Origin of the sequence: Streptomyces sp. NBC_00490 (genome assembly GCF_036013645.1) — a bacterium.
Classification (GTDB): Bacteria; Actinomycetota; Actinomycetes; order Streptomycetales; family Streptomycetaceae; genus Streptomyces; species Streptomyces canus_F.
Map to the genome: position 1 here is coordinate 10,000,839 of NZ_CP107869.1, position 21,568 is coordinate 10,022,406.

Genomic DNA, 21,568 nt, shown 5'->3' on the forward strand with positions numbered 1-21,568 from the left:
GCTCGCAACTGCGGCTGTGCGTGCGCTCAGCTCCTGGAACACTTGACGGTGCACCTGGTGGTGCCCGAGGCGCGGTCCTGCGCGGCGAAGTCGACGAAGTCTTTCGGAGTTCCAGCTGCGTGCTGATGAGCGCGGGCTGCGAAGGCGAGGGCCTGGACGTGCTGGAGCACTCGCTCCCACGTGCCGTCCCGGGGCCGGTTGCCCAATCTCACCATGCGGACTCACCATGCGGAGCGCCTTCTTTGATGAGGCCGGCGAGCAGGACGGTGGGCATTTCGGGCGGTGCCGGTACGGCCATCGTTCCCAGATCGTCGTGCGCCAGCTCGCGTACCGGGTGTCGCGCGCGGACCGAGCGTTCGGGCAGCTTGCGCAGGCAGCGCAGGTTCATTGACCGGGGCCGGCTCTCGGAGAGCCGTCGTATGGGTCCCGGACCCCGGTCAGAACCTGCTGTTGAAGGGGGCATGCCAGGCCGTTAGCCTGGTCAACCTGTCGTCCCTCTGGACGAGAACTTGGTGTTCAGCTCTTCGAGATAGCGTTCGACGACCTCACTGTCGGCGAATGCATCGAGGGGCTCACCGACGATGCGACCAGCGAGCTCAATGGCAACGTGCCGTACACCCTCGGTCAACTCGGCGGCCGCAAGAGCTCGGTCTACTTCGAGCTGAGCTTGCGCATCCGCGATCAAGGCATCGCGTTGCCGTGCGCCTTCTTCGCGGGCCGCTGCAATGATCGCTGAGCCCTGCTCCAGGGCTTCCTGTCGGAGGTGAGCCAGCTCTCGGCGGGCTTCGGCGAGTTCGCTCTTGTACTCGCTGTGAAGGCGCTCAGCTTTGAGCCGAGTCTCTTCAGCTCGCTCGATCGTTCCCTCAATGGCGTCCGTGCGCTCTGCAAGGACTCTCACGAGACGCGGAAGAAGAACCTTCGCGAAGAAGACAAAAACCAAGGCGAAGCAGACAACCGCGACGATGAGGTCCGGCACCCTTGGTTCGAGAGGTCCGATGTTCATGGTCAGCAACGTACTAGACAGCGGGAGTCCCGCTGCAAGGGGCGCAGGACTTCGCGTCGCACAGGAACCCGCCATCGCACGGCGTACGCACGGCAGTTGGGAGCCGGCCTGCCTCCGGCAGGGAAGCTTGGCGTACGTTCCGCATAGACAGGGTCGGTCGTGGACCGCGGTGCTGGGGGCGCCCTTATGTCCTTTGTGCCGCACCCGCGACGCGCTCGCCGCACCCCGCCCGGCCCGGGTCGCGGTGTCCTGGGGCAGCTCACGATCGACACGCGCGCCGACACCTACGAGGAGTGCGATCGCGGCCGTGGAGGCCGCGTATGGACGCAGTCCGCGGGTCAGGCGGGTCCTATGGAAGGGGTGTGCGCAGCGCGATCATGGCGACGTCGTCATCGTTGTCGCTGGGGCGGACCTGGTCCAGCAGCAGGTCGCAGAAGGCGTCGAGGGGGCGGTGGGCGAGGGAGGCCGCGTGTCGGCGCAGCCGGTCAAGCCCTTGATCGATGGAGTGGCGCGGGGATTCGATCAGGCCGTCGGTGTAGAGCAGGAGCGTGGCCTGGGGTGGCAGGACGGTGACGGCGTCGGGGCGGGGTCGGGTGACGCCGGTGCCGAGGAGAATGCCGTGGGCCTCGTCGAGGTAGCGGGTCTGACCGTCGTGGGTGATGAGCAGGGGCGGTGGGTGGCCGGCGTTCGTCCAGCTTAGGCGCCACAGTGCGTCATCCCCGAGGGTGAGCCTGGCGAAGATCATGGTGGCCATGGGCACCTCGGCTATGTGCATCACTGCCTCGTCGAGCCGCGTGACGACGGCGCTGGGTGCGGCCTCGGGGTGGGACCAGGCGAAGGCGCGCAGCATGTTGCGGACCTGTGCCATGCCGGCTGCGGCGTCGAGATCGTGACCGACGACGTCGCCGATGGCCAGTGCGTGGGCGTGGGTGGCCAGAGCGAAGGCGTCGTACCAGTCACCGCCCACGGATGAGGCGTCCGGAGCGGGTACGTAGCGCGCGGTCATCTCCAGCCCGGGCAGGACGGGCAGCTGGGGCAGCAGGTGGCGTTGCATGGTTTCGGCGACTTTGCGTTGGCGCTGGTACAGGCGCGCGTTGTCCAGTGCCAGGCCCGCCCGGCGGGTGAGGTCCTCCAGCAGCGGCAGGTCGGCAGGGGTGAAGGCGTCATGTTGCTGGGCGCGGCCCAGGGTCAGGGCGCCGAGTACGTCGCGCAGTCCGCGAATGGGTGCGATGACGGCGGAGTGCATACCAGTCGCGGTGAACAGGCGCTGCTGCTCGACCGCTATGCCGGAGTCGGGCGGACCTTGGTAGGTGGCGGGGCCGGCGAGGGAGGAGGCGGCGCCACGCAGGGCCCGTGACAGGGGCATCGGCGACTCCGCCGGCACGGGAGGCATCGGGCCTTGCAGGTCGTCCCGGTCGACGAGAATGCCGTCTTTGTGCTCCATCACGAGAACGCGTCGTACTTCGTCACGTTCGGTAAGTAGGTCGAACACGGCCCAATCTGCGAGCCGGGGCACGGTCAGGGCTGCCAGCCGGTACAGCGCCTCGTCCGCGTCCAGGGTGGATGTGAGCTGCGTGGTCGTCTCCGCCAGCAGAGCCAGGCGGTCCAGTTCCGTCAGCGGCGCGGAGTGTCCGCCGTCGCGGTGGCGTACCTCCCCTGGTTTCGGCTCGTACAGCATCGCCAGCGAACCTGTCCCGCTTGGATCGGGTGCATAGGGCGTGACCAGCCAGGACAACTGGACGAGAGTGCCGTCCCCGCAGGCGAACCACTCGGCCTCGCCATGCCTGGTGTCGCCCGTGAGGAGCGCTTTCCTGATCTGGCAGCGAGTGCGCGGCACCGCGTGCCCGTATCTGTCCCGGTGCAGCAGGTCGTGGAAGTCCTGACCGACGAGTTCTGAGGCTTCCCTGCCCAGCAGGCGTACGGCCGCGCTGTTGACCGCGACGATGAGGCCATCGTCATCGACCGCGATGGCGGACGCCCGCAAGTTTTCCAGCGTTCCGTCGAGCAGGGCGCCAGAACGCGCCTGATGCCCGGGCAGGGGAACACCCTCCCTGTCCGGAACGGCGACGTCGTCCATGACTCTCCTCTGTTCAAGCCCGAATCGCATCGAGTACCCCAACCAGATTCCGGCATGCATCGAAGGTTCGGCTGCCCTGCGGCGATCGCTTGAGCACAGCCTGGTTGCGCACCAGGAAGGTTCTTGGAGTTCCGTATGCCGGTCGCGAGCGGTGACGACGGATGGATTGTTGGTCTTGACGTCTCGGCGCACGTACGCGGAGCACTGGAGCACTGAGCCGGAAAAACAGTTCCCCGAGCGGGTGTGGCTGCCGCGGGCCCTCGGTGAAGACGGCCGCCCCTGCCGCGATCATGGGGATCCCCATGATGGCGCCGGTGACCGTGAGGGTCAGAAGCACCCCAAAGACGAGCATGCTGATGCCTCCCGACACGGCCAGGAGGCCGACCCTGTCCGCCGTTGCGCAGGCCGTGTCGCCGGTCGCGCCCATCGCCGCGGCGGTACGTAGCCCGACAGGCATCCCCGTACCCCACGCCGACACCTACACGGTCCCGGGATGTGGGCCGTATGAACTGGACCGGCATGCCCTGGCACCCGCAACCTGCTTCCACGCCCCGTTATGCCACCGCCTTACGCCACCACTTCTCGGTAGCTAGGCTGGGCTCATGACCGTAGACATGACGCTGCGTATCCCGGATGAACTCGCGCCTTCGATCCGGGCCGGCGCCGAGGCGGCAGGGATGAGTCTCAACGCCTACGTGGTGCGCGCCGCCCGCCGCCAGGCCACCCTCGACGCTGCGCGCCAACTGGCCGCGCTCGGCCTCGGCGACGACCTGGCGGGCGAAGGCGACGCCCTGCGGTGAGGCGCGGCGAGATCTGGACCCTGGCCGACGGCCGCGACGTTCTGATCGTCTCCCTGACCGGCCTGGAGGAGGCCTACGGCGCAGTCCTCGCGATCGTCCTGCACCCCTCAGGCCGCTATCCCGACACCGCCATGTCCGTCGTGGTGGACGACCCGATCCCGGCTACCGCAGTCGCCGTCAACCTCCAACAGCTGCGCACCACACGCTTCGACGGGGCGACCCACCGCGGCACTGTCCCCGTCCAGACCATGGCCCGCATCGACCAGGCGCTGCGCGCAGTCCTTGACCTGTAGCCACCTGACCACACGGGCGGACAGTCGCGATCACCGTAGGCAGCTCACCGGCAGACGGTTGACAGGCTGCTCACCCCCGGTGTGGCTTGCTGGCCGCGTCCGGCTTGTCCCGCGCAAGGGCGTCGGTCTCAGGGGACGTCAGCGCTCAGCCAGCGTGATGGGTATCCGGCGAAGTACAGGCGCGGGGCTGCCGGAGGGTTCTGTGCCCCTACGGCGCCTGGTTGCCTAGCCTCGTCGAGTACGCCCAGGGACCCGACCAAGTCGTGCAGGTTGGACCGGTGCCCAGTGGCCGCGATGAGCCTGCCCTACCCGGCGCATGCGCGGTCCGCTGGGAGCGCGGTCGTGACACTGACCCCTCCCGGCCGCCGACCGCAGGCGGCTGTCCGGGGCCGGCGGTGAGCGTGTCGGCCTTCACTGTTCAGCGCGGACCGTCCGTTTCGATGGCAATGAACACGGCGCCGTCTGCCATGGCCCGCCGGTATGCCTGGTGGAACGCGTCGGTGCCGCTGGCTTCCGGATGAGGTGGGTGGGGCAGGGAACTGGCGGCGGCTGCGTGAGGGAATTGTGCAAGACGTCTGGAAAGCTCATGTTCTTTGACACTCGGCGAGTAAAGCGCTGAGTAGGGCGTCCAGGGCGGGGCAGGGGGGCCACCTAGGCTCGGGTCGCAGTGCCGCCGCGGTGTCCGGGGGAGACGGTTCGGAGGGATGGCTATGGATGGTCTTGCGGTAGAGACGATCGCCTCCGGCCGCGGCCTGGTGGGGCGGGTCAGCGGCGAAATGGATTACCTGCGCGAGGCGTGGTTCCGCGGGCGGTTCACGGAGCTGATTGGGCGGGGTGGCCGCCTTTTCGTGCTGGATCTGGCTGGGGTCTCGTTGTGTGATTCGGTCGGGCTGAATGTGCTGCTCGGCGCGTGGCGGCAGGCGGATGCGGGCGGGGCGGTGCTGGTTTTGGCGTGTGTGCCCGCACCGGTGCGGCGCCTTCTCGAGCTGACCGGGGCGGATCAGGCCCTGCGCGTATTTGACACGGTCGCCGACGCGGAAGCGGCCTTCGGCAGGTGAGCCGCTGCGGCGGCCGCGTGATCGGCAGCGAGGTCGACGAGGGCGCGCAGCGTGAGGTGGGCTTCCGCGGGATGGCGCGGCGGCAGATCGAGGTCGAGGGTGTACCGGTTGCGTCGGCCGATGCGTTGGCGGTGCCCCCGCGCGGATAGGTGTTGAGGAATGCCGGAAATCCTCATCACCCATTCTGGTGGCCGTGGCCAGTCGTCGCTGTGTATCTGGCTGCGGGTGCTTACATGCCTGGACCTTTCCCCATCAGGTTCTCGTCGGCGCAGACCCTCCACGAGCGCATACGCCGCGATGCCCAGTCCAACCACTACTCCCGCAGCCACCAATGCGGTGTCCACTGGTCAGCGACCGCGCCTCAGCCGCTCGACCCAGCGGCCAGGGCCCCGTCGCGACCGGCGAGAGCGCGGCCGTAGCGGCCTATCCGTTGCCCTCGCAGGACCGGCTTCGCCAGGGCTTCGCCCCCAGTGATCGTCAGGCAACAGGATCGGCGCCTTGCGGTTTGCTTGAGCGCGGATCTCCACATGAGATGCGTGCGCCGTGACACGGAAGGCCTCCTCGTACGAGGCCAAGGCTGCACTCATGGCCGCGCCAGCGAGACCCCGGCGGCGAATACGCGATGCCAGCCACGCAAAGAAGCCCAGGACGACTGCGAGGATCGCAACCGAGATCAGGAACGGTAAGAGCGCATCCATAGGCAGGAGCCTACTTCGCTGATCCCTGAAAACGGCCGCGAGGTTGTCCGCCTGCGGCCGCCCTGCGAACGGCGTGCCATAGCCACTGGCCTTCGCCCCGCAGAGCCGCACCGACGTCACCGCCACGGTCGTCTCAGACTCCGACGGCGACGAGGTCACGGTGCGCTCAGGAGCCGGCGCCGCTGACCCCGGGGGCGACGAAGCGGCGGTGCAGGGGGTAGAACTTCGGCTCGGGGTCGCTTTGCACGCCCAGTTCGCCCTTGAGTACAGGGGCGATCCTGGCCTGGATGAACCGGGTGAAGTGGTCCTCAGACTCCCAGATGTCCATCACGTTGAGGCCGCCGTGGACGAACCAGGCGGCGTGCAGCACGCACCCGTCCGGTGCGTCTTCTTCCCAGCGCACCTTCTTGCGTACCGCGTCGTACACGTCGGGTGTGATCTCGGGCCAGGAAAAGGTCATCACGACTGCCATGGAGTTGCCTTTCGTCGCCTGGACGCGCCGCGTCCGGACGGCCCGCGGCATAGCACTGCGAAGCTAAGCCGCTGGTATCGCCGGTGCACTCCCGGGGCGCCCATCCGAGATGGGTTGGTGTCCGCGGGCAAAACGGGCCACCACTCTGACCGAGCCGTCCAGTGCCTCCTGGCGCGGCCGGACACCGCGCCCAAGGCGGTGATGCCGAGAGCCCCTGCGAGAGGTGGAAGTCCACGTGGAGACGTGGTGGCGCCTCGAGCCGGTGATCGGGCGTAGCGGAGCCGACCGCTACAGGGTCCTTGGTGTGGGGGTCTTGCTGTCGTCTGTACTGCACCGCGCTCGCCGTCGAGGGCACCACGTCGTCGTCGGCCAGCTCCTCTGAGTGGTGCCGTCATTGCGAGCTGGGGCTTCTCAGGTTTTCTGAGGGGGTTTCGGGGTGGTTGCGGTGCTTGGAGTAGGGCTGAGATCGCAACGTACGCGTCAGAGTCGAGCTCAGCCGGGCACCGGATCTTCGGAGACGGGCAGCGGTTGTGCGGTCTTGGGGGCCAGCGCGCGGATGGAGGGGGTGCAGACCATGGCGAGGGTGGCGAGGAGGATGAGCGCGGCGGCGCCGTAGAGGGTGGCATGGAGGCCGAGGAGGAGTACGGCGGGTCCGGCGGCGAACTGGGCGAGCGGGAGTGCGAGGTAGGAGCCGAGGTCGTCGTAGGCGTAGACGCGGGCCAAGCGGTCTTGGGGGATCTGCTCATTGAGGGTCGAGTACCAGGCGACGCCGGCCTGCTCGACGCCCACGCCCGCCACGAAGTTGGCGATCACCAGCAGCCAGGTATGCGGGGCCAGCGCGAGCAGCAGCGGGGTCATCGCTGTCAGGCCCATCAGCGCGCAGCCGACCAGGATCGCGCGCCGGGGCTGCCAGCGCAGCGACAGGACGCCGCCGGCGACCGCGCCGAGCGAGGACGCGGCGAGGGCCAGGCCCCAGCCGGTGCGGCCGATGCCGGTGGTGTCGGCGACGACGGCCGGGCCCAGGACGGTGAACGAGGCGGTGAGGCCGGCGTTGAGGAAGCAGAAGGCCACCACGATCACCCACACCCAGCTGCGGGAGGTGAACTCCTTCCAACCGACGCGCAGTTCATGCACTACGCCGGGACTGGGTGCAGGCGGTGCGACCTGGACGCGGACCAGCGCGAAGGACGCGGCGGCGAGCGCGAAGCTGAGCGCGTCGACAGCCAGGCCCCAGCCGGGGCCGATCGCGGCGACCAGCAGGCCGCCCAGTGAGGCGCCGACGATCGCCGCGCTGCTGCCGGCTATTCGGGAGAGCGCGAGGGCGGCGCGGCGGGACTCGGCCGGCACGGTCTGGGGCAGCAGGGCCTGGGCGGCGGGTTGGTAGCAGGAACTTGACGCCCCGTTGAGTGCGGCGAGCACCATGAGCAGCGGGATGACGGCGTTGTGGGTGAGGACCAGAGCGGCGACCGCTGCCTGGCTTGCGGCGCTGAGCAGGCTGCTGCCGACGAGCAGCGGGCCGCGCGGCAGCCGGTCCGCCAACACCCCGCCGTACAGCAGGAAGAGGATGCTGGTGACAGAGTGCGCGCCGACCACCAGCCCGAGCGAGCCGACCGAGCCCGTGGCATCGAGCACGGCGAAGGCCAGGGCGATCGGCGCCACCCCGTTACCGAGCAGGTTGGCCGTCGTCCCGATGAAGAGGTGACGGAACGGGCGGTGGCGCAGGGGCGCCATGGCGGCAGACATGCGACTGATCGTCGGGACTGGGCGACGCGCCCGTCAACGGGTTTTGCGACCGGGCCAGGTGCGCGGCTGCCCCACTCGTTGGTCCCTGGCCGTGACGATGTCGGGCAATGTCACCGGCCGTCGACCCGAGCATCATCGAGCCCGGGAAGGTCGGCGCCAAGACCACCCGCTCGCAAAAGGGCCGTACGGCGCAGATAGCGCCTGCCGTCCTGACCGTAGCGCCGACCCGCAACTCCCGTCCCTCCGACTCCAGTTCAGTTGTGTGGCGTGACTGCTACCGGTTGGCCGTGAGGAAGTCCTCCAGGATCTCGGCAAAACGCGCCGGCTGCTCTTCGGCCGGGTAGTGGCCGCAGTCGTCGAGGACGACCTCCGTGACGTCGTCGGCCGCCAGCCGCATCGTCTGGGCGGCACTCGCGCCGCTCCACAGCGCGCCGCCGAGGGCGAGCACCGGCAGCGTCAGCCGGGTCTTGCTGCGCCGCTCGTTCTGCGCGATCGTCTCGTCCAGCGCCCGGTAGTACGCGAAGCTCGCCCGCAGTGCGCGAGGGTCCGCGGTGATCGCGTCGACGTAGACATCGACGGCGTGTGCGGGGATCGCGGTCGGCGTGGCGGCCTTGGTGGCGAACTGCCAGCCGAAGAAGAGGCGCTCCCGTCCCTGGACCAGTTCCTCGTTGAGGTCGGTGAGCCGGTTGAAGCCGAACTGCCAGAGCTTCAGGTTGGCCGCGGCCGGGCCGAAGAACGGCGGGGACGGTGTGAGACCGGGGATCACTGCTTCGAGGATGGCGAGCCGGTTCACCCGCTCGGGGTGATCGGCGGCGAGGGCGTATCCGGTCCACGCGCCGATGTCGTGGCCGACCACGTCGAACCGGTCGTGCCCGAGCGCGGTCATCAACGCGACCAGATCGGCGGCGAGTGTGCCGGCGTCGTACCCGTCGTCGGGCTTGTCGGAGAGCCCGGCCCCGCGCGAGTCGACGGCGACGACGGTGTGTCGGCGGGCGAGCGTGGGCATCACCTCTCGCCAGGCGTACCAGGTCTGGGGCCACCCGCCGATCAGCAGCAGTGCCGGGCCGTCCCCACCGGTGACCGCGTGCAGCCGCAACCCGTTCACCTCCACGAGCCGGCTGGTGAAGACGTCAAGGAATCCGTCAGGCAGCCGCAGCGAACTCAAGGTTGTCATGCCGACGACCCTACCCATCTTTGAACGATCGGTACAAGATGCGTAGACTGACGGACCATGGCAGGCCGCAAGCAATTTGACGTGGACGAGGCGCTACGACGTGCGATGCACGTCTTCTGGCGCTGGGGCTATTCGGAGGCCTCGATCGATCGCCTGACCGAGGGCACGGGCCTGGGCCGGGGTTCGCTCTACGGCACCTTCGGCGACAAGAGCGCCCTCTTCCGCAAAAGCCTCCAACGGTACGCGCAGACCTACCACCCGCTGTACGAGCAGGCACTGTCCGGCCCCCACCCGAGCCCGAACGCCGTTGTGGCCGCCTTCCTGCAAGTCGCCCTGAACCGCATCGCCGACCCGACGGTCCCGGACGGCTGCCTGCTCACGGTGTCGGCAACGCAGTTCCCTGCGCTTGACGCGGAGGGCCGGGAGATGGTCCGCACCCTGATCGACGACTTGCGGGCGAGACTGGAGCAGGCGTTGCTGGCGGCGGGGGCCGGTGAGCAGGAGGCAGCACAGCTGGCGTTGTGCACATTGGCGACGAACAAATCTCTGGCAGTGCTGAGCCGAGCCGGCTTCTCGGGCGAAGACCTGGCAACCGTCGCGGCAGCCGCCGCAAAGCACGCCGAGGCCCCGCTCGACCGGCCGGCCGAACCGTCGGGGGCGCGATAGGCGGGAACGACTCCGTCGCCAATGGATCGGCAGAGACCTCGCGGCAGCAGGCGGCTCGGCAGGAAGTGACTCGACCCAGCCCTCGTAGGGGCTGATCCGACCCTGGCGACGAAATCGTTGCACCGGGGGGAGGAACTGGCCTGAGCCGTCTCGGTCTTCGGGCACTCGAAGCTCGTAACAGGATCATGGGTGGGCCTTCTTGAGGCGTCGCCAGCAGATGAGGCTGCATGCCAGGGAGACGAAGGCGTCGTGGAGTTCGAGGCGTCGTTTCCATCGGATGGTGAGGCGCTGAACTGGTGGAGGGGGCAAAGGTCTGCTCGACGACGTAGAGGAGTTTGCCCAAGCCGTGATGTTCGGGGCGCCCTTGCGGGAGATGGTCGGCATGATCCGGGATGGCGTGCGTCAGGAGGGTCATGCTGCCGCCTACCTCGTCAGGGTCGGCTCTCTTGGCCAGCAGCTGAGCCAGGGCTTCTGCGTCCTCGTTCTCCATCGCTTGATGGGCTGCTGTCAAGGTGTTCTCCACGGCGGAATTCAACCCTTGCTGCACCACCCCGGCCAGCGAATTGCCCGCCCTTGATCGCCATTTGAAATGGGTTGCTAGGCCAGGAGGATCTCGACAGAGATCGCCGCTGCGAGCACAACATAAACGGCGCACGCGGCATAGTTCAGCACAGTTGTCGCTTTTGTTGAGCCGGTGAGTCGCGCGTGAAAAGATCCCGACAACACTCCAATGCACCCGTAAAGAATTATCTCCATCAGGACGTTGATTGCACCGAGAAGGGTCATCTGAAGTGCGGGGTTCTCTGCGCTCCCTATGAATTGCGGGAGGACTGCGAGGTAAAAGAGAACTATTTTCGGATTCGTTACGCTGACTAACACACCTCGCAGATACCACCTACCTGCCGCGATATCACCGTGCCCGCTGATCTCGCGACGCGCGCTGCGCATTGTCACGTACGCCAACCACAGTAGATACGCCGCACCCAATATTCTCACGGCGTCGAGCATCGATGGGTGCGATCGGGTGATCTCTCCCATCCCGGCAACAACGGTGGCGGCATAGAAACTCATGCCTGTACCGATACCGAGGATGGCTCTCAGCGCGGACAGGCGGCCACCTGCGAGACCCACTGCGAGCATGTAGGCCATATCAGGCCCGGGCGGAGCGAGAAAGAGCAGGATTACCGCCATGTAGCTCGGCAGCACCGCTAAATCCACCATCGTCAATTACCTCCGGCTCTCGCGTACGTACCGGGAGCCCTTCGGCGCCGGCAGTGATCGATCCGCCCTGGGTCGCCCCAGTAGGCGGCCGGAAACCTGCTTCGGACCTCGGGGAACCCTATGAGATCGCCGAGTCGACACAGAACCACCTAAGACGGTTCTAACATGGTTGCGCTTCAGGTGGCAACCGGCTAAGGTGGTTCTGTGGCTACTGTCTATTTCCCTGATTTTCGCCTGGGCAAAGTACTGGCGACCAGCTTCACGGGAACCCTGTCAGAGCGTTACGGTGAAACCCTGGAGCGGATTCCCGTGTCCTCTCGGCTGGCAGACTGGTTGGCAGTCAATGAACTCACGGTTGACTCCTGCACTCAGTCTCAGCTCGACCGGGCTCGAGAGCTTAGGGAATCAATTCATGAAGCTGCCACCGCCGTTGCGAGCCACAAACCGTTTCCCTCTTCAGCCGTCCAAGTCATCAATGACTGCAGTATTCAGGGTCTGGCCTCGGCGATCTTGACGTCCGAGGGTGGCCGGAAATGGCGGCTAAGCTCTTCTTCGGTGGAAGACGCGCTCAGCGTGATCGCCGCCGATGCGATCACTCTCCTTGCGGGAGAGCGAGAGGGAAAGATCTCCTTGTGTGCGTCACCCACGTGCCGAGCCGCCTTCTTGGACACCAGTCGAGGCGGCACACGGAAATGGTGCGACATGAATACGTGTGGAAATCGCGAGAAGAAGGCGCGCTTCCTCGCCAACAAGCGCAGCAGCTGAAGCCTCGCTGACTGATCATTTCTATGCGTTCGCCGGTATTGGCTGGCCCCTTGTCCGCTGGCGCATGCTTGCCAAATGAGACGGCCTCAAAGTAGCGAGCGCAGGCCAGTTCGCAGAGGACGGCGACCTTGACGGACGGGTTCCCTCGCGCGACGGCCGCTCCGCCAGGCAAGCCTGTCAAGGAACTTGCCCAGAAGGGGGGGTGGGGGGCGGTCGAGGCGGGATCGGCTGGCCCAAGGAGCCTGCTGCTGACGCTCGGAGAGGGAAGGGCTGAGTAGGGCGTCCAGGGCGGGGGCAGGGGGCCAACCGGGCTCGGGCCGCCAATAGCGCCGCGGTGTCCCGGCGTTGAAGTGTGGAGGAGTTGATGGCGGAAGACGGCTCCGACGCGTGATCACATCAGCCATGGAAAGATCATCCGTGCCGTGAGCAATGAGACGACCGTCGGGTGTGCAGAGTGCGCACGGCGAGCAGCGTCTGCCAGGTCCAGCCGATCGTGAGTGAGGCGCGCTGGATCAGTCCGCCACGGTCCACCCAGCGTTGATGCTGGCTGAACGCGGCACTGGCCAGTGCCATCGTGGTCGCGAAGAGCACACCGCTGGCGACCAAGTAGAGGGCCCCTACCGGCGAGTTGGACAGGGCGAAGAAGAGACAGGCTACGGCAAGGGCGAGGAATCCGATGAGGGAGAACAGGTCATGCAGAGCCCGACACGGGTGGGGTGCTGAAGCTGATCGGGGGTGCCGAGTGGGTAACCACTCACCGGATCCGTGCGGAAGGCGCCTGGGTGCGGCTGCCCCGCGTGCCACGCGGCAACGGCCACCAACTCGCCCTCGGCATCGCCGTGTTCGCACCCGGCAACACCGGCACCTCCTTCGTGCTCTCGCTCGGCCCCTCGCTCCTGTCAGGCCTGCTCGGCACCACCAGCCGGATCGTTGCCGGCGCCATGGCCTTCGTCATGTTCCTCGCCGCCACCGGCGTGCAGTTCGCCGTACAACGCCTTGGCCGGCGCACCATCCTCACGGCCGGCGCGCTCAGCACCACGCTGAGCATGGTCACGCTGATAGTCGCCGTGCACACGTCGTCGGTGCCTGTCCTCATCGCCTCCGCACTGCTCGCCGGCGCGGGCCAGGGCATGGGCCAGCTCGGCGGCCTGTCGCTGCTCAACTCCCGCATCCCGCCCCAGCACCTCGCGGAGGCCAACGCCGCGTTCAACGTCGGCGGACACGTCCCGGCAGGGCTGCTGCCCGTGTCCGCCGGTTACCTCAGCGACGCCGTCGGCCTGACCAGTGGTGCCACGGTGTTCGGTGCCGTCCTCATCGGTCTCGCGGTCACCGGCGGCCTGGTGGGCCTCGCCAGCCGGCGCCAGGCGACAAAGCCAGCCTGACGGCCGCGACAGTCTCGGGTCCATTTCGCCAGCAGCTCGCAGGAGCCAGCCGGGTCGCCGTCCACGCGCTGCACGGACACCGCCTGAGCTTCCGTCGCCAGTGAGATCAACCGACCCGCTGCATCGCCTTCCGGTGCCGTTCCGTCATCGCGGCCCCGGACTCGCGGCGAGCCATCCTGCGCAGGACGGACGGTGCGAGGAGCAGCCCGGCGACTGCCCAAGCGCCCAGCACGCCCGCTGTCTCCAGGTGCCGCCAGGATTCGCCGACCTCGGCGGCGACCGCATCGGCCGGCAGCAGCGCCGAGCGGAGACCAAGGCCGAGCCAGTACACGGGGAAGATCTGCCCGACGGTCCGCAGCCACTCGGGCAGCTCGGACAGAGGGAAGTAGATCCCGGAGATCACGATGAGTCCCATCACCGGGAGCATCAGCAAGCCGACGGTGCGCGGACTGCTGACCAGTGAGCCGATGACGGCGCCGATCGGGAGGGTCGCGAGGAGGCCCAGCGGCATCACCCACACCAGCGTCAGCAGCGCTCCGCCGCCCTGCCGGGCCACCCCGTCCACCAGGAACACGCCGACGGCGAAGGGGAGGGCCATGGAGACGAGAGCCGTACCCGACACCATGATGATTTTTCCGACCAGGTGGCCGACCATGCCGTGCGGCACGGCCTTGGCCCGCAGCAGGGTGCCGTCCTCGCGCTCGGTCGCGAGCAGCTGTGCCGTGGTCATCATGCCGGTGAACGCGAGCGTCATGCCCAGCATGCTCGGCAGCATGAATGCGCCGGTCGAGATGCCGGCGCCCTTCAGCGGGTCGTCCTTGAGCAGGAACAGCGGCACGAGGAGCAGGACCGTCCAGAGTACGTAGCTGAACACGTCCTGGCCGGTGGTGAAGGTCTGCCGGAGTTCCGTCCAGCCGCGCCGCACCCCTACTCCTGCCGCGTACCACACCGGACTCATCGCGATCCCTCCCCAAAAGCGTGCACCGTCCGCTCACCGGGAACGCTCGCCGACTCGAACTCCCGCACCATCGTCAAGTAGGTGTCCTCCAGGCTCGCCCGGCGCACCTCCAGCCCACCGATCGCCTCGCCGTACTCCTCGAACAGCCGACGGACGAATCCGGTGGGCTCGGCCGTCGCCTCCTCGAAGGGCCGCCCGTCCCGTGTCCAGCGCACAGTGGCCTCGGCCGATGCCTGCCGCGACAACTCCTCGGCCGAGCCATCGGCCACGATCCGGCCACCGGCCAGAATCAGGATCCGGTCAGCGAGCTTTTCCGCCTCGGCAAGGTCGTGCGTGGTGAGTAGAACAGTGGTGTTCTTGTCCGCCAACCCGCGTACCAGGCCGTGGAACTCGTTCCTCGCCTCCGGGTCCAGACCCGCCGTCGGCTCGTCCAAGAACAGCACCTCAGGCCTGCCCACGATGCCGACGGCCACGTCGAAACGCCTGCGCTGCCCGCCGGACAGAGTTCCGACCCGTTTGTCCGCCTGCTCGGTCAGCCCCACTGCGGCGAGGAGCTCGTCAACGTCCCACGGCCGCCGCACGAGGGCGGTGGAGTACGGCGCGTAGTACGAGCCAATATGGGCCAGCAGTTCCCGCACCCGCCACTTGCCGTGATCGCGCCAGGACTGCAGCACGATGCCCAGGCGCGCACGCCACCGCTCGTCCCCGTCGGCCGGATCGGTGCCGAGGACGGTCACGTCACCGGCCGAGCGCATCCGGAAGCCTTCCAGGATTTCGATCGTGGTCGTCTTGCCCGCGCCGTTCGGGCCGAGCAGCAGGACGACTTCGCCTCGTCGGGCCGTGAAGTCGACACCCTTCAACACGTCCTGGCTGCGGTAGCGCATCCGCAGATCCCGTACGGCGATGACCGTGTCGCTCTCGGGCGGTGGGCTGTTCTCAACCCCGGATAAGGCGTGAGCGGTCGTCATCGGTGTTCCCCCGTCCGTCTCGTGGTCCGTTCTCTGGGATCAGGGGCCGGAGGCCGTGCCGACGTCCGTGGTGATGGGACGTGTGTACGGCAGTGGCCGTCACCTGGCAGCAGCCGTTCGGGCCCTCCCGGACGAACACATTACCGAACGGTTCAGGTAGCTCATCCTGTGCCACCGACCCGGCGAATTTTCCCGGTCAGAGCACTAGCTCAGCCGAACTGCATGGACGGCGACGCCAGAGCCGTCTACATCCGGGTCCTGTCCCAGCTCGTCGGACGGAAGTTCACGCACCTGCGGCGCCCTGGGTGACTCGCACCCGTCTGGACCGCGTCCGCGCATCGGCCGGGACGGCCGCTCGCCGTCCAGCAGATCGGGATCGACGACGACCTGGAAGCCGATGACGTTGACGCCCGCGAGCTTGCCGCGATCCTGCGCGAGCTCCAGGAGGACATCGACGTGCCCAGCGGCTTCTTCCTCGCCCTCGCGCAGTTGGTGAGCACCGTCGAACGCGACCGGATGCGGCGAGAACTCGACAGCCGCGGGGCCGCGCCCGCGCCGCGGTGGTGCATCCCTTGCTGGAGACGCTCGGAGGAGAGCAGGCCCGCCTCCGACACGATCACCTCGCAGTCGACCGCTGTTTCGTCTGGCAGCTGGCGGACGGCCTCCTTCCAGCGCGTAGGCGATGTCGTCCATGGGCAGTGCCGGGCAGGCGAAGTCTCAGTCGATCTTTGCCCACCGGCCGGGCGCCCGCCGGACGACGCTGTGGGGCCGAAGTCCCCGTGGCGGATGACCTCGCCGCCGCCCGGGGCCGCCGCGCCGTGGACCAGGACGCCCCGGGCGAAGCTCCTCGACCCTGGCCGTCCACCACCTGGGCCCTGCCCGACAGTCCGGACTCCCCTCGATGGAGGTGAGGACTTCGCGGCCCGCGTTGTCGGTTCCCAGCGGACGTGGCGCAAAGGCGAAGCCGACGTCCGCCAGGTGCCGCGGCCACGCATGCACGGTCGGCGTCCACGGCTGGACGGGCCCTTCAATCCCCGCACTCCTGTGGCCTGTTGGGCTTCTGGGTGCCGAGCGCCGGTGCCCGACATCGAGACTTTGTCCTAGTCATGGAAAAAGTCGAAAGATAGGGCGCGAAAGGGGTTACGCGTCCGCACGAAGGCCGCTAACTTCCTTGAAATGAACCGGTCATACACAGGCGGCCGGTTCAACGGCGCGACGGCGCGCGCCTGTTCTCCCCCGACGGGACCGATCGTGTCCCGCTGTCACCCCACCCCTCGGGAGACTCTGTGCGCACAAGACTGCTCAGACCCACGTTCGTCCGCACGTTGGCACTGGCGGTGGTGTGTGCCGTCGGCGTCCTGGCCCCAGGCACCGCGAGTGCCGCGCCGCCGGAACCAGAGGCCGGCGCGAGTGCGGCGGCCCCGGTGTTCCAGCAGGTCACGCTCGCCAAAGGCGTGGCCGAGACGGGCGAACCCATGACCCTGACGGTCCTGCCGGACCGGTCGGTACTGCACACCTCGCGCGACGGCACCGTCCGGCGGACCGACGCGAACGGCAACACCGTCGTGGCGGGCAAGCTCACCGTATACAGCCACGACGAGGAAGGCCTGCAAGGCATCGCGGCGGACCCGGGCTTCGCGGCCAACCGCTTCGTCTACCTGTACTACGCGCCTCAGTTGAGCACACCCGGCGGAGACGCCCCGTCCGACGGCGCCGCCTCCGACTTCACGCCGTTCGACGGCGTCAACCGGCTCTCCCGGTTCGTGCTGAAGGCCGACAACACCCTCGACCTGGCCAGTGAGAAGAAGATCCTCGATGTTCCCGCCTCCCGCGGCATCTGCTGCCACGTCGGCGGGGACATCGACTTCGACGCGGCCGGCAACCTGTACCTGTCGACGGGCGACGACAGCAACCCGTTCGCCTCGGACGGTTTCACCCCGATCGACGAGCGTGCCTCCCGCAACCCCGCCTACGACGCCCAGCGTTCCGCGGGCAACACCAACGACCTGCGCGGAAAGGTGCTGCGCATCAAGGTCAACGCCGACGGGACGTACGCGATCCCGAGCGGCAACCTCTTCGCGCCCGGCACCGCCAAGACCCGCCCCGAGATCTACGCGATGGGGTTCCGCAACCCCTTCCGCATGAGCGTCGACAAGGCCACCGGCATCGTCTACCTCGGTGACTACGGCCCTGACTCCGGCACCGCCTCGGCCGGGCGGGGCCCCGAGGGCCAGGTCGAGTTCAACCGCATCACCAAGGCGGGCAACTACGGCTGGCCGTACTGCACGGGCCGCAACGACGCCTACGTCGACTACGACTTCGCCACCAACACCTCGGGAGCCACGTTCACCTGCTCGGCGCCCAGGAACACCTCACCGAACAACACCGGTCTCACGGACCTGCCCGCGGCACAGCCGGCCTGGATCCCCTACAACGGGTCCTCCGTACCGGAGTTCGGCGGCGGCTCGGAGTCCCCGATGGGCGGCCCCGTCTACCGCTACGACGCCGCGTCGACCTCCGAGGTCAAGTTCCCGCAGGAGTACGACGGCGATTTCTTCGCGGGCGAGTTCGGACGCCGCTGGATCAAGCGCATCGAGGCGGGAACCGACGGCACCGTGCAGTCCATCAACCCCTTCACCTGGAGCGGCACCCAGGTGATGGACATGGCCTTCGGACCGGACGGTGCCCTGTACGTCCTGGACTACGGCACCGGCTACTTCAACGGCGACGAGAACTCCGGCCTGTACCGCATCGAGTACGCCACCGACGGACTCGCGCCGACCGCGCAGGCCAAGGCCGACACCGCCTCCGGCGTGGCACCCCTGACCGTCTCCTTCTCCTCGGCCGGCAGCGCGGATCCGGACGGCGGGGCTCTCAGCTACGCCTGGACCTTCGGGGACGGGGCCACCTCCACGGCCGCCGGCCCCTCCCACACCTACACCACCAACGGCCAGTACACGGCCACGCTGAAGGTCACGGACCCGACCGGGAAGACCGCGACCGCGTCCGTGCAGATCACGGTCGGCAACACCGCGCCCACCGTACGGCTCGACCTGCCCGCGAACGGCAGCATCTACGACTTCGGGGCGGCGATCCCGTTCAAAGTCACGGTGACCGACCCGGAGGACGGCACCATCGACTGCTCCAAGGTGAAGGTGTCGTTCATCGTCGGACACGACAGCCACGGCCATCCGCAGACCTCGGCCACCGGCTGCACCGGAACACTCCAGACCCTGGCCGACGGCGAACACGACCCCAACGCCAACATCTTCGGCGTCATCGACGCCGAGTACACCGACAAGGGCGCAGGCGGCCAGCCGGCGCTGACCACACACGACCAGCACGTCACCCAGCCCTCCCACCGGCAGGCCGAGCACTACGGCAACTCCTCCGGCGTGGACGTCATCACCCACGCTGCCGCTCACGGCGGCAAGACCGTCGGAAACATCGAGAACGGCGACTGGATCTCCTTCACGCCGTACGCCCTCGCCAACACCACCGGCTTTACCGCCCGGGTCTCCTCGGCGGGAGCCGGCGGCACCCTCGAGGTCCGCTCCGGATCACCGACCGGAACCCTCCTCGGAACAGCGACCGTACCGGTCACCGGTGATTGGGAGACCTTCCAGGACGTGACCAGCACGCTGACCCAACAGCCCAGCGGCACGACCCAGTTGTACTTCGTCTTCAAAGGCGGCAGCGGCGCCCTGTTCGACGTGGACGAGTTCTCCTTCACCACCTCCGGCGCAGGAACGGGCACCGGCCCGGTGAAGGGTGTCAACGGTAAGTGTCTCGACGTGGCCAATGCCGGGACGGGGGACGGTACGCAGGTGCAGTTGTGGACGTGCAACGGCAGCGGTGCCCAGAGCTGGGCGGTCGCTTCGGACGGTTCGGTGCGGGCGTTGGGTAAGTGCCTGGACGTGTCCGGCGGGGCCAGTGCCGATGGCACGAAGGTCCAGTTGTGGACGTGCAATGGCACGGGAGCGCAGCGGTGGGCGCCGCAGTCGGACGGGACGGTCCGCAATCCGCAGTCCGGCAAGTGTCTCGATGCCTCCGGCGGTACCTGGAACGACGGCACCCCGGTCCATCTGTGGACCTGCCACACCGGCCCCAACCAGAAATGGACCCTTCCCTAGAAAGGAGGCGACCTGACATGCGTACGCGACTCACAGCGGCCATCGGCCTGTTCACCGGCCTCCTGCTCTGCCTGACCCCGCAAGCCACCGCCGTACCCGAACCGACGGACCAGCCCGCCGGCACCACCCGCCAGGCGGAACCGGTCCCCCTCGCCACGACCGCCGCGGCGGCCGACCCCTCGTACAAGATCCTCGTGTTCTCCCGCACCGCGGGCTTCCGGCACTCCTCCATCGACGAGGGCGTCGCGGCACTGCAAGCCCTCGGCGCGGCCAACAACTTCACCGTGGACGCCACGGAGGACCCCCAGGCCTTCACCTCCGCCAACCTCGGCCAGTACAAGGCGGTCGTCTTCCTCTCCACGACCGGAGACGTCCTCGGCAGCGCCCAAGAGACCGCCTTCGAGCAGTACATCAACGCCGGCGGCGGATACGTCGGCATCCACGCCGCCGCCGACACCGAGTACGACTGGCCCTTCTACGAAGGCCTGGCCGGCGCCCTGTTCCACTCCCACCCCGCCATTCAGCCGGCCACCGTCAAGGTCGAGGACCGGGCCCACGACGCCACCGCACACCTCGGCACCACCTGGCAGCGCACCGACGAGTGGTACAACTACCGCACCAACCCCCGCACCACCGCACACGTGCTCGCCTCCCTCGACGAGTCCAGCTACACCGGTGGGAACATGTCCGGCGACCACCCGATCGCCTGGTGCAAGGACTACCGAGGGGGCCGCTCGTTCTACACCGGCGGCGGTCACACCGAAGAGTCGTACAGCGACCCCGCCTTCCGGCGACACCTCCTCGGGGGCATCCGCTGGGCCGCGGGTATGACCCAGGCGGACTGCCGCCCGGAGAACGGCTACACCAAACTCTTCGACGGCTCCTCCACCAACGGCTGGCGGCAGGCGGGCCCCGGCGGCTTCACCCTCACCGCCGACGGCAGCCTCAGCTCCTACGGCGGCCTGGGCATGCTCTGGTACGCGGGCAAGGAGTTCACCGGCGACTACTCTCTCAAGCTCGACTGGAAAGCCGCGGGCGACGACAACTCCGGCGTCCTCCTCGGCTTCCCCGCCTCCGACGACCCCTGGTCCGCGGTGAACAACGGGTACGAGATCCAGATCGACGCCACCGACGCGGCCGACCGGACCACAGGCGCCGTGTACGGGTTCCGGTCCGCCGACCTCGCGGCACGCGACGCGGCACTGAACCCGCCGGGGGAGTGGAACACGTATGAACTCCGCGTCACCGGCGAACGACTGGAGATCTTCCTCAACGGGGACAAGATCAACGACTTCACCAACACCGACCCCGCCCGCAGCCTCCAGCAGGGCCACATCGGCATCCAGAACCACGGCGACGGCGACGACGTCGCGTTCCGCAACATCCGGATCGACGCGGAGAACGACACCCCTCCCGGCCCCGTGTCGGGCCCGGTGAAGGGCGTCAACGGCAAGTGTCTCGACGTGGCCAATGCCGGGACGGCGGACGGTACGCAGGTGCAGTTGTGGACGTGCAACGGCAGCGGTGCCCAGAGCTGGGCGGTCGCTTCGGACGGTTCGGTGCGGGCGTTGGGCAAGTGCCTGGACGTGTCCGGCGGGGCCAGTGCCGACGGTACGAAGGTCCAGTTGTGGACGTGCAACGGCACGGGAGCGCAGCGGTGGGCGCCGCAGTCGGACGGGACGGTCCGCAATCCGCAGTCCGGCAAGTGTCTCGATGCCTCCGGCGGTACCTGGAACGACGGCACCCCGGTCCATCTGTGGACCTGCCACACCGGCCCCAACCAGAAATGGACCCTTCCCTGACCCACTGAGGCACCAGGAAACTTCGCTCAGCGTGCTGTAGCGGTGGGTACGCCCGCCGCTACAGCACATGATCCGCTCGGTATCCGGCCGTATCACGTCCGGTCCCGGGCCGAGTGACCTGCTCGACGGCCTCTCGCCGCCGTTGCCGGCCCACCCGGTAATAGCCCTGTGCCGTACTGAGCGGTTCATGCCGAACAGCCTGCGCGGCGAGTCGTGCCGCGGGGACGGGGATACGACGACCGTGTCGTCACGGTCGATCTGCGCGGTGTCCCGGCTTGATAGTGGTGTGCGGATTGGCCGCTTCCTGGGTGTGGAGGCGACTCCCGGGACCGGTGTGACATAGGACACGGGAACT

At 68.1% G+C, this 21,568-nt stretch carries 19 protein-coding genes; 8 read left to right on the plus strand and 11 right to left on the minus strand.

Going from position 1 to position 21,568, the window contains the following annotated elements:
• Positions 1-208: 208 nt before the first annotated feature.
• From OG381_RS45735 to OG381_RS45745, 3 genes are all read right to left on the minus strand, one after another.
• Positions 209-388: a hypothetical protein gene (locus OG381_RS45735; RefSeq protein WP_327721904.1), complete on the minus strand. Its 180-nt coding sequence runs from the start codon at positions 386-388 to the stop codon at positions 209-211.
• 93 nt (positions 389-481) lie between these two features.
• Positions 482-1,003 (minus strand): F0F1 ATP synthase subunit B, encoded by a 522-nt coding sequence (gene atpF / locus OG381_RS45740; protein WP_327721905.1) that lies wholly within the window; start codon positions 1,001-1,003, stop codon positions 482-484.
• A 349-nt stretch (positions 1,004-1,352) separates the two neighbouring features.
• Positions 1,353-3,080, minus strand: coding sequence for a SpoIIE family protein phosphatase (locus OG381_RS45745; RefSeq protein WP_327721906.1), 1,728 nt, complete (start codon positions 3,078-3,080; stop codon positions 1,353-1,355).
• A gap of 602 nt (positions 3,081-3,682) precedes the next feature.
• Between OG381_RS45745 and OG381_RS45750 the strand changes: the two genes are divergently transcribed.
• From OG381_RS45750 to OG381_RS45760, 3 genes are all read left to right on the plus strand, one after another.
• A complete protein-coding gene (locus tag OG381_RS45750; RefSeq protein ID WP_266817883.1) occupies positions 3,683-3,880 on the plus strand; it encodes a toxin-antitoxin system HicB family antitoxin in 198 nt (65 codons plus the stop codon).
• A complete protein-coding gene (locus OG381_RS45755) occupies positions 3,877-4,173 on the plus strand; it encodes a hypothetical protein (protein WP_327721907.1) in 297 nt (98 codons plus the stop codon). Before OG381_RS45750 ends, OG381_RS45755 begins: the two co-directional genes overlap by 4 nt.
• A 710-nt stretch (positions 4,174-4,883) precedes the next feature.
• The gene (locus tag OG381_RS45760) at positions 4,884-5,231 is read left to right on the plus strand and encodes an STAS domain-containing protein (protein WP_327721908.1); all 348 of its coding nucleotides are present in this window, start codon (positions 4,884-4,886) and stop codon (positions 5,229-5,231) included.
• Between the two features lie 864 nt (positions 5,232-6,095).
• On the opposite strand, the gene OG381_RS45765 is transcribed toward OG381_RS45760, so the two are convergent.
• From OG381_RS45765 to OG381_RS45775, 3 genes are all read right to left on the minus strand, one after another.
• Positions 6,096-6,389, minus strand: a complete 294-nt coding sequence (locus OG381_RS45765; RefSeq protein ID WP_327721909.1) for a hypothetical protein — start codon at positions 6,387-6,389, stop codon at positions 6,096-6,098.
• A 504-nt stretch (positions 6,390-6,893) separates the two neighbouring features.
• Positions 6,894-8,144 carry an MFS transporter gene (locus tag OG381_RS45770; RefSeq protein ID WP_327721910.1) on the minus strand — a complete coding sequence of 417 codons (1,251 nt, stop codon included), beginning with the start codon at positions 8,142-8,144 and terminating at the stop codon, positions 6,894-6,896.
• A 274-nt stretch (positions 8,145-8,418) separates the two neighbouring features.
• Positions 8,419-9,318 carry an alpha/beta fold hydrolase gene (locus OG381_RS45775; protein WP_327721911.1) on the minus strand — a complete coding sequence of 300 codons (900 nt, stop codon included), beginning with the start codon at positions 9,316-9,318 and terminating at the stop codon, positions 8,419-8,421.
• A 57-nt stretch (positions 9,319-9,375) separates the two neighbouring features.
• Here OG381_RS45775 and OG381_RS45780 point away from each other — a divergent pair, with 57 nt between their 5' ends.
• The gene (locus OG381_RS45780; RefSeq protein WP_327721912.1) at positions 9,376-9,984 is read left to right on the plus strand and encodes a TetR/AcrR family transcriptional regulator; all 609 of its coding nucleotides are present in this window, start codon (positions 9,376-9,378) and stop codon (positions 9,982-9,984) included.
• A 597-nt stretch (positions 9,985-10,581) separates the two neighbouring features.
• On the opposite strand, the gene OG381_RS45785 is transcribed toward OG381_RS45780, so the two are convergent.
• On the minus strand, positions 10,582-11,205 hold the full coding sequence (locus OG381_RS45785; RefSeq protein WP_327721913.1) for a LysE family translocator: 624 nt from the start codon (positions 11,203-11,205) through the stop codon (positions 10,582-10,584).
• 204 nt (positions 11,206-11,409) lie between these two features.
• Here OG381_RS45785 and OG381_RS45790 point away from each other — a divergent pair, with 204 nt between their 5' ends.
• A complete protein-coding gene (locus tag OG381_RS45790; protein WP_327721914.1) occupies positions 11,410-11,970 on the plus strand; it encodes a CGNR zinc finger domain-containing protein in 561 nt (186 codons plus the stop codon).
• Positions 11,971-12,381: 411 nt separating this feature from the next.
• Here OG381_RS45790 and OG381_RS45795 read toward each other — a convergent pair whose 3' ends face one another.
• Complete coding sequence (locus OG381_RS45795; RefSeq protein ID WP_443061997.1) at positions 12,382-12,774, minus strand: DUF998 domain-containing protein; 393 nt, start codon at positions 12,772-12,774, stop codon at positions 12,382-12,384.
• Here OG381_RS45795 and OG381_RS45800 point away from each other — a divergent pair.
• Complete coding sequence (locus OG381_RS45800) at positions 12,687-13,352, plus strand: MFS transporter (RefSeq protein WP_443061998.1); 666 nt, start codon at positions 12,687-12,689, stop codon at positions 13,350-13,352. The genes OG381_RS45795 and OG381_RS45800 overlap by 88 nt on opposite strands.
• A gap of 106 nt (positions 13,353-13,458) precedes the next feature.
• Here OG381_RS45800 and OG381_RS45805 read toward each other — a convergent pair whose 3' ends face one another.
• The 3 genes from OG381_RS45805 to OG381_RS45815 form a co-directional block, all read right to left on the minus strand.
• Complete coding sequence (locus tag OG381_RS45805) at positions 13,459-14,310, minus strand: ABC transporter permease (RefSeq protein ID WP_327721916.1); 852 nt, start codon at positions 14,308-14,310, stop codon at positions 13,459-13,461.
• Positions 14,307-15,278: an ABC transporter ATP-binding protein gene (locus OG381_RS45810; protein ID WP_327721917.1), complete on the minus strand. Its 972-nt coding sequence runs from the start codon at positions 15,276-15,278 to the stop codon at positions 14,307-14,309. The genes OG381_RS45805 and OG381_RS45810 overlap by 4 nt, the downstream gene beginning before the upstream one ends.
• A 204-nt stretch (positions 15,279-15,482) precedes the next feature.
• The gene (locus tag OG381_RS45815) at positions 15,483-15,971 is read right to left on the minus strand and encodes a hypothetical protein (protein ID WP_327721918.1); all 489 of its coding nucleotides are present in this window, start codon (positions 15,969-15,971) and stop codon (positions 15,483-15,485) included.
• A 593-nt stretch (positions 15,972-16,564) separates the two neighbouring features.
• Here OG381_RS45815 and OG381_RS45820 point away from each other — a divergent pair.
• Complete coding sequence (locus OG381_RS45820; protein WP_327721919.1) at positions 16,565-19,411, plus strand: PQQ-dependent sugar dehydrogenase; 2,847 nt, start codon at positions 16,565-16,567, stop codon at positions 19,409-19,411.
• Positions 19,412-19,428: 17 nt separating this feature from the next.
• Positions 19,429-21,213, plus strand: coding sequence for a ThuA domain-containing protein (locus tag OG381_RS45825; protein ID WP_327721920.1), 1,785 nt, complete (start codon positions 19,429-19,431; stop codon positions 21,211-21,213).
• Positions 21,214-21,568 lie beyond the last annotated feature (355 nt).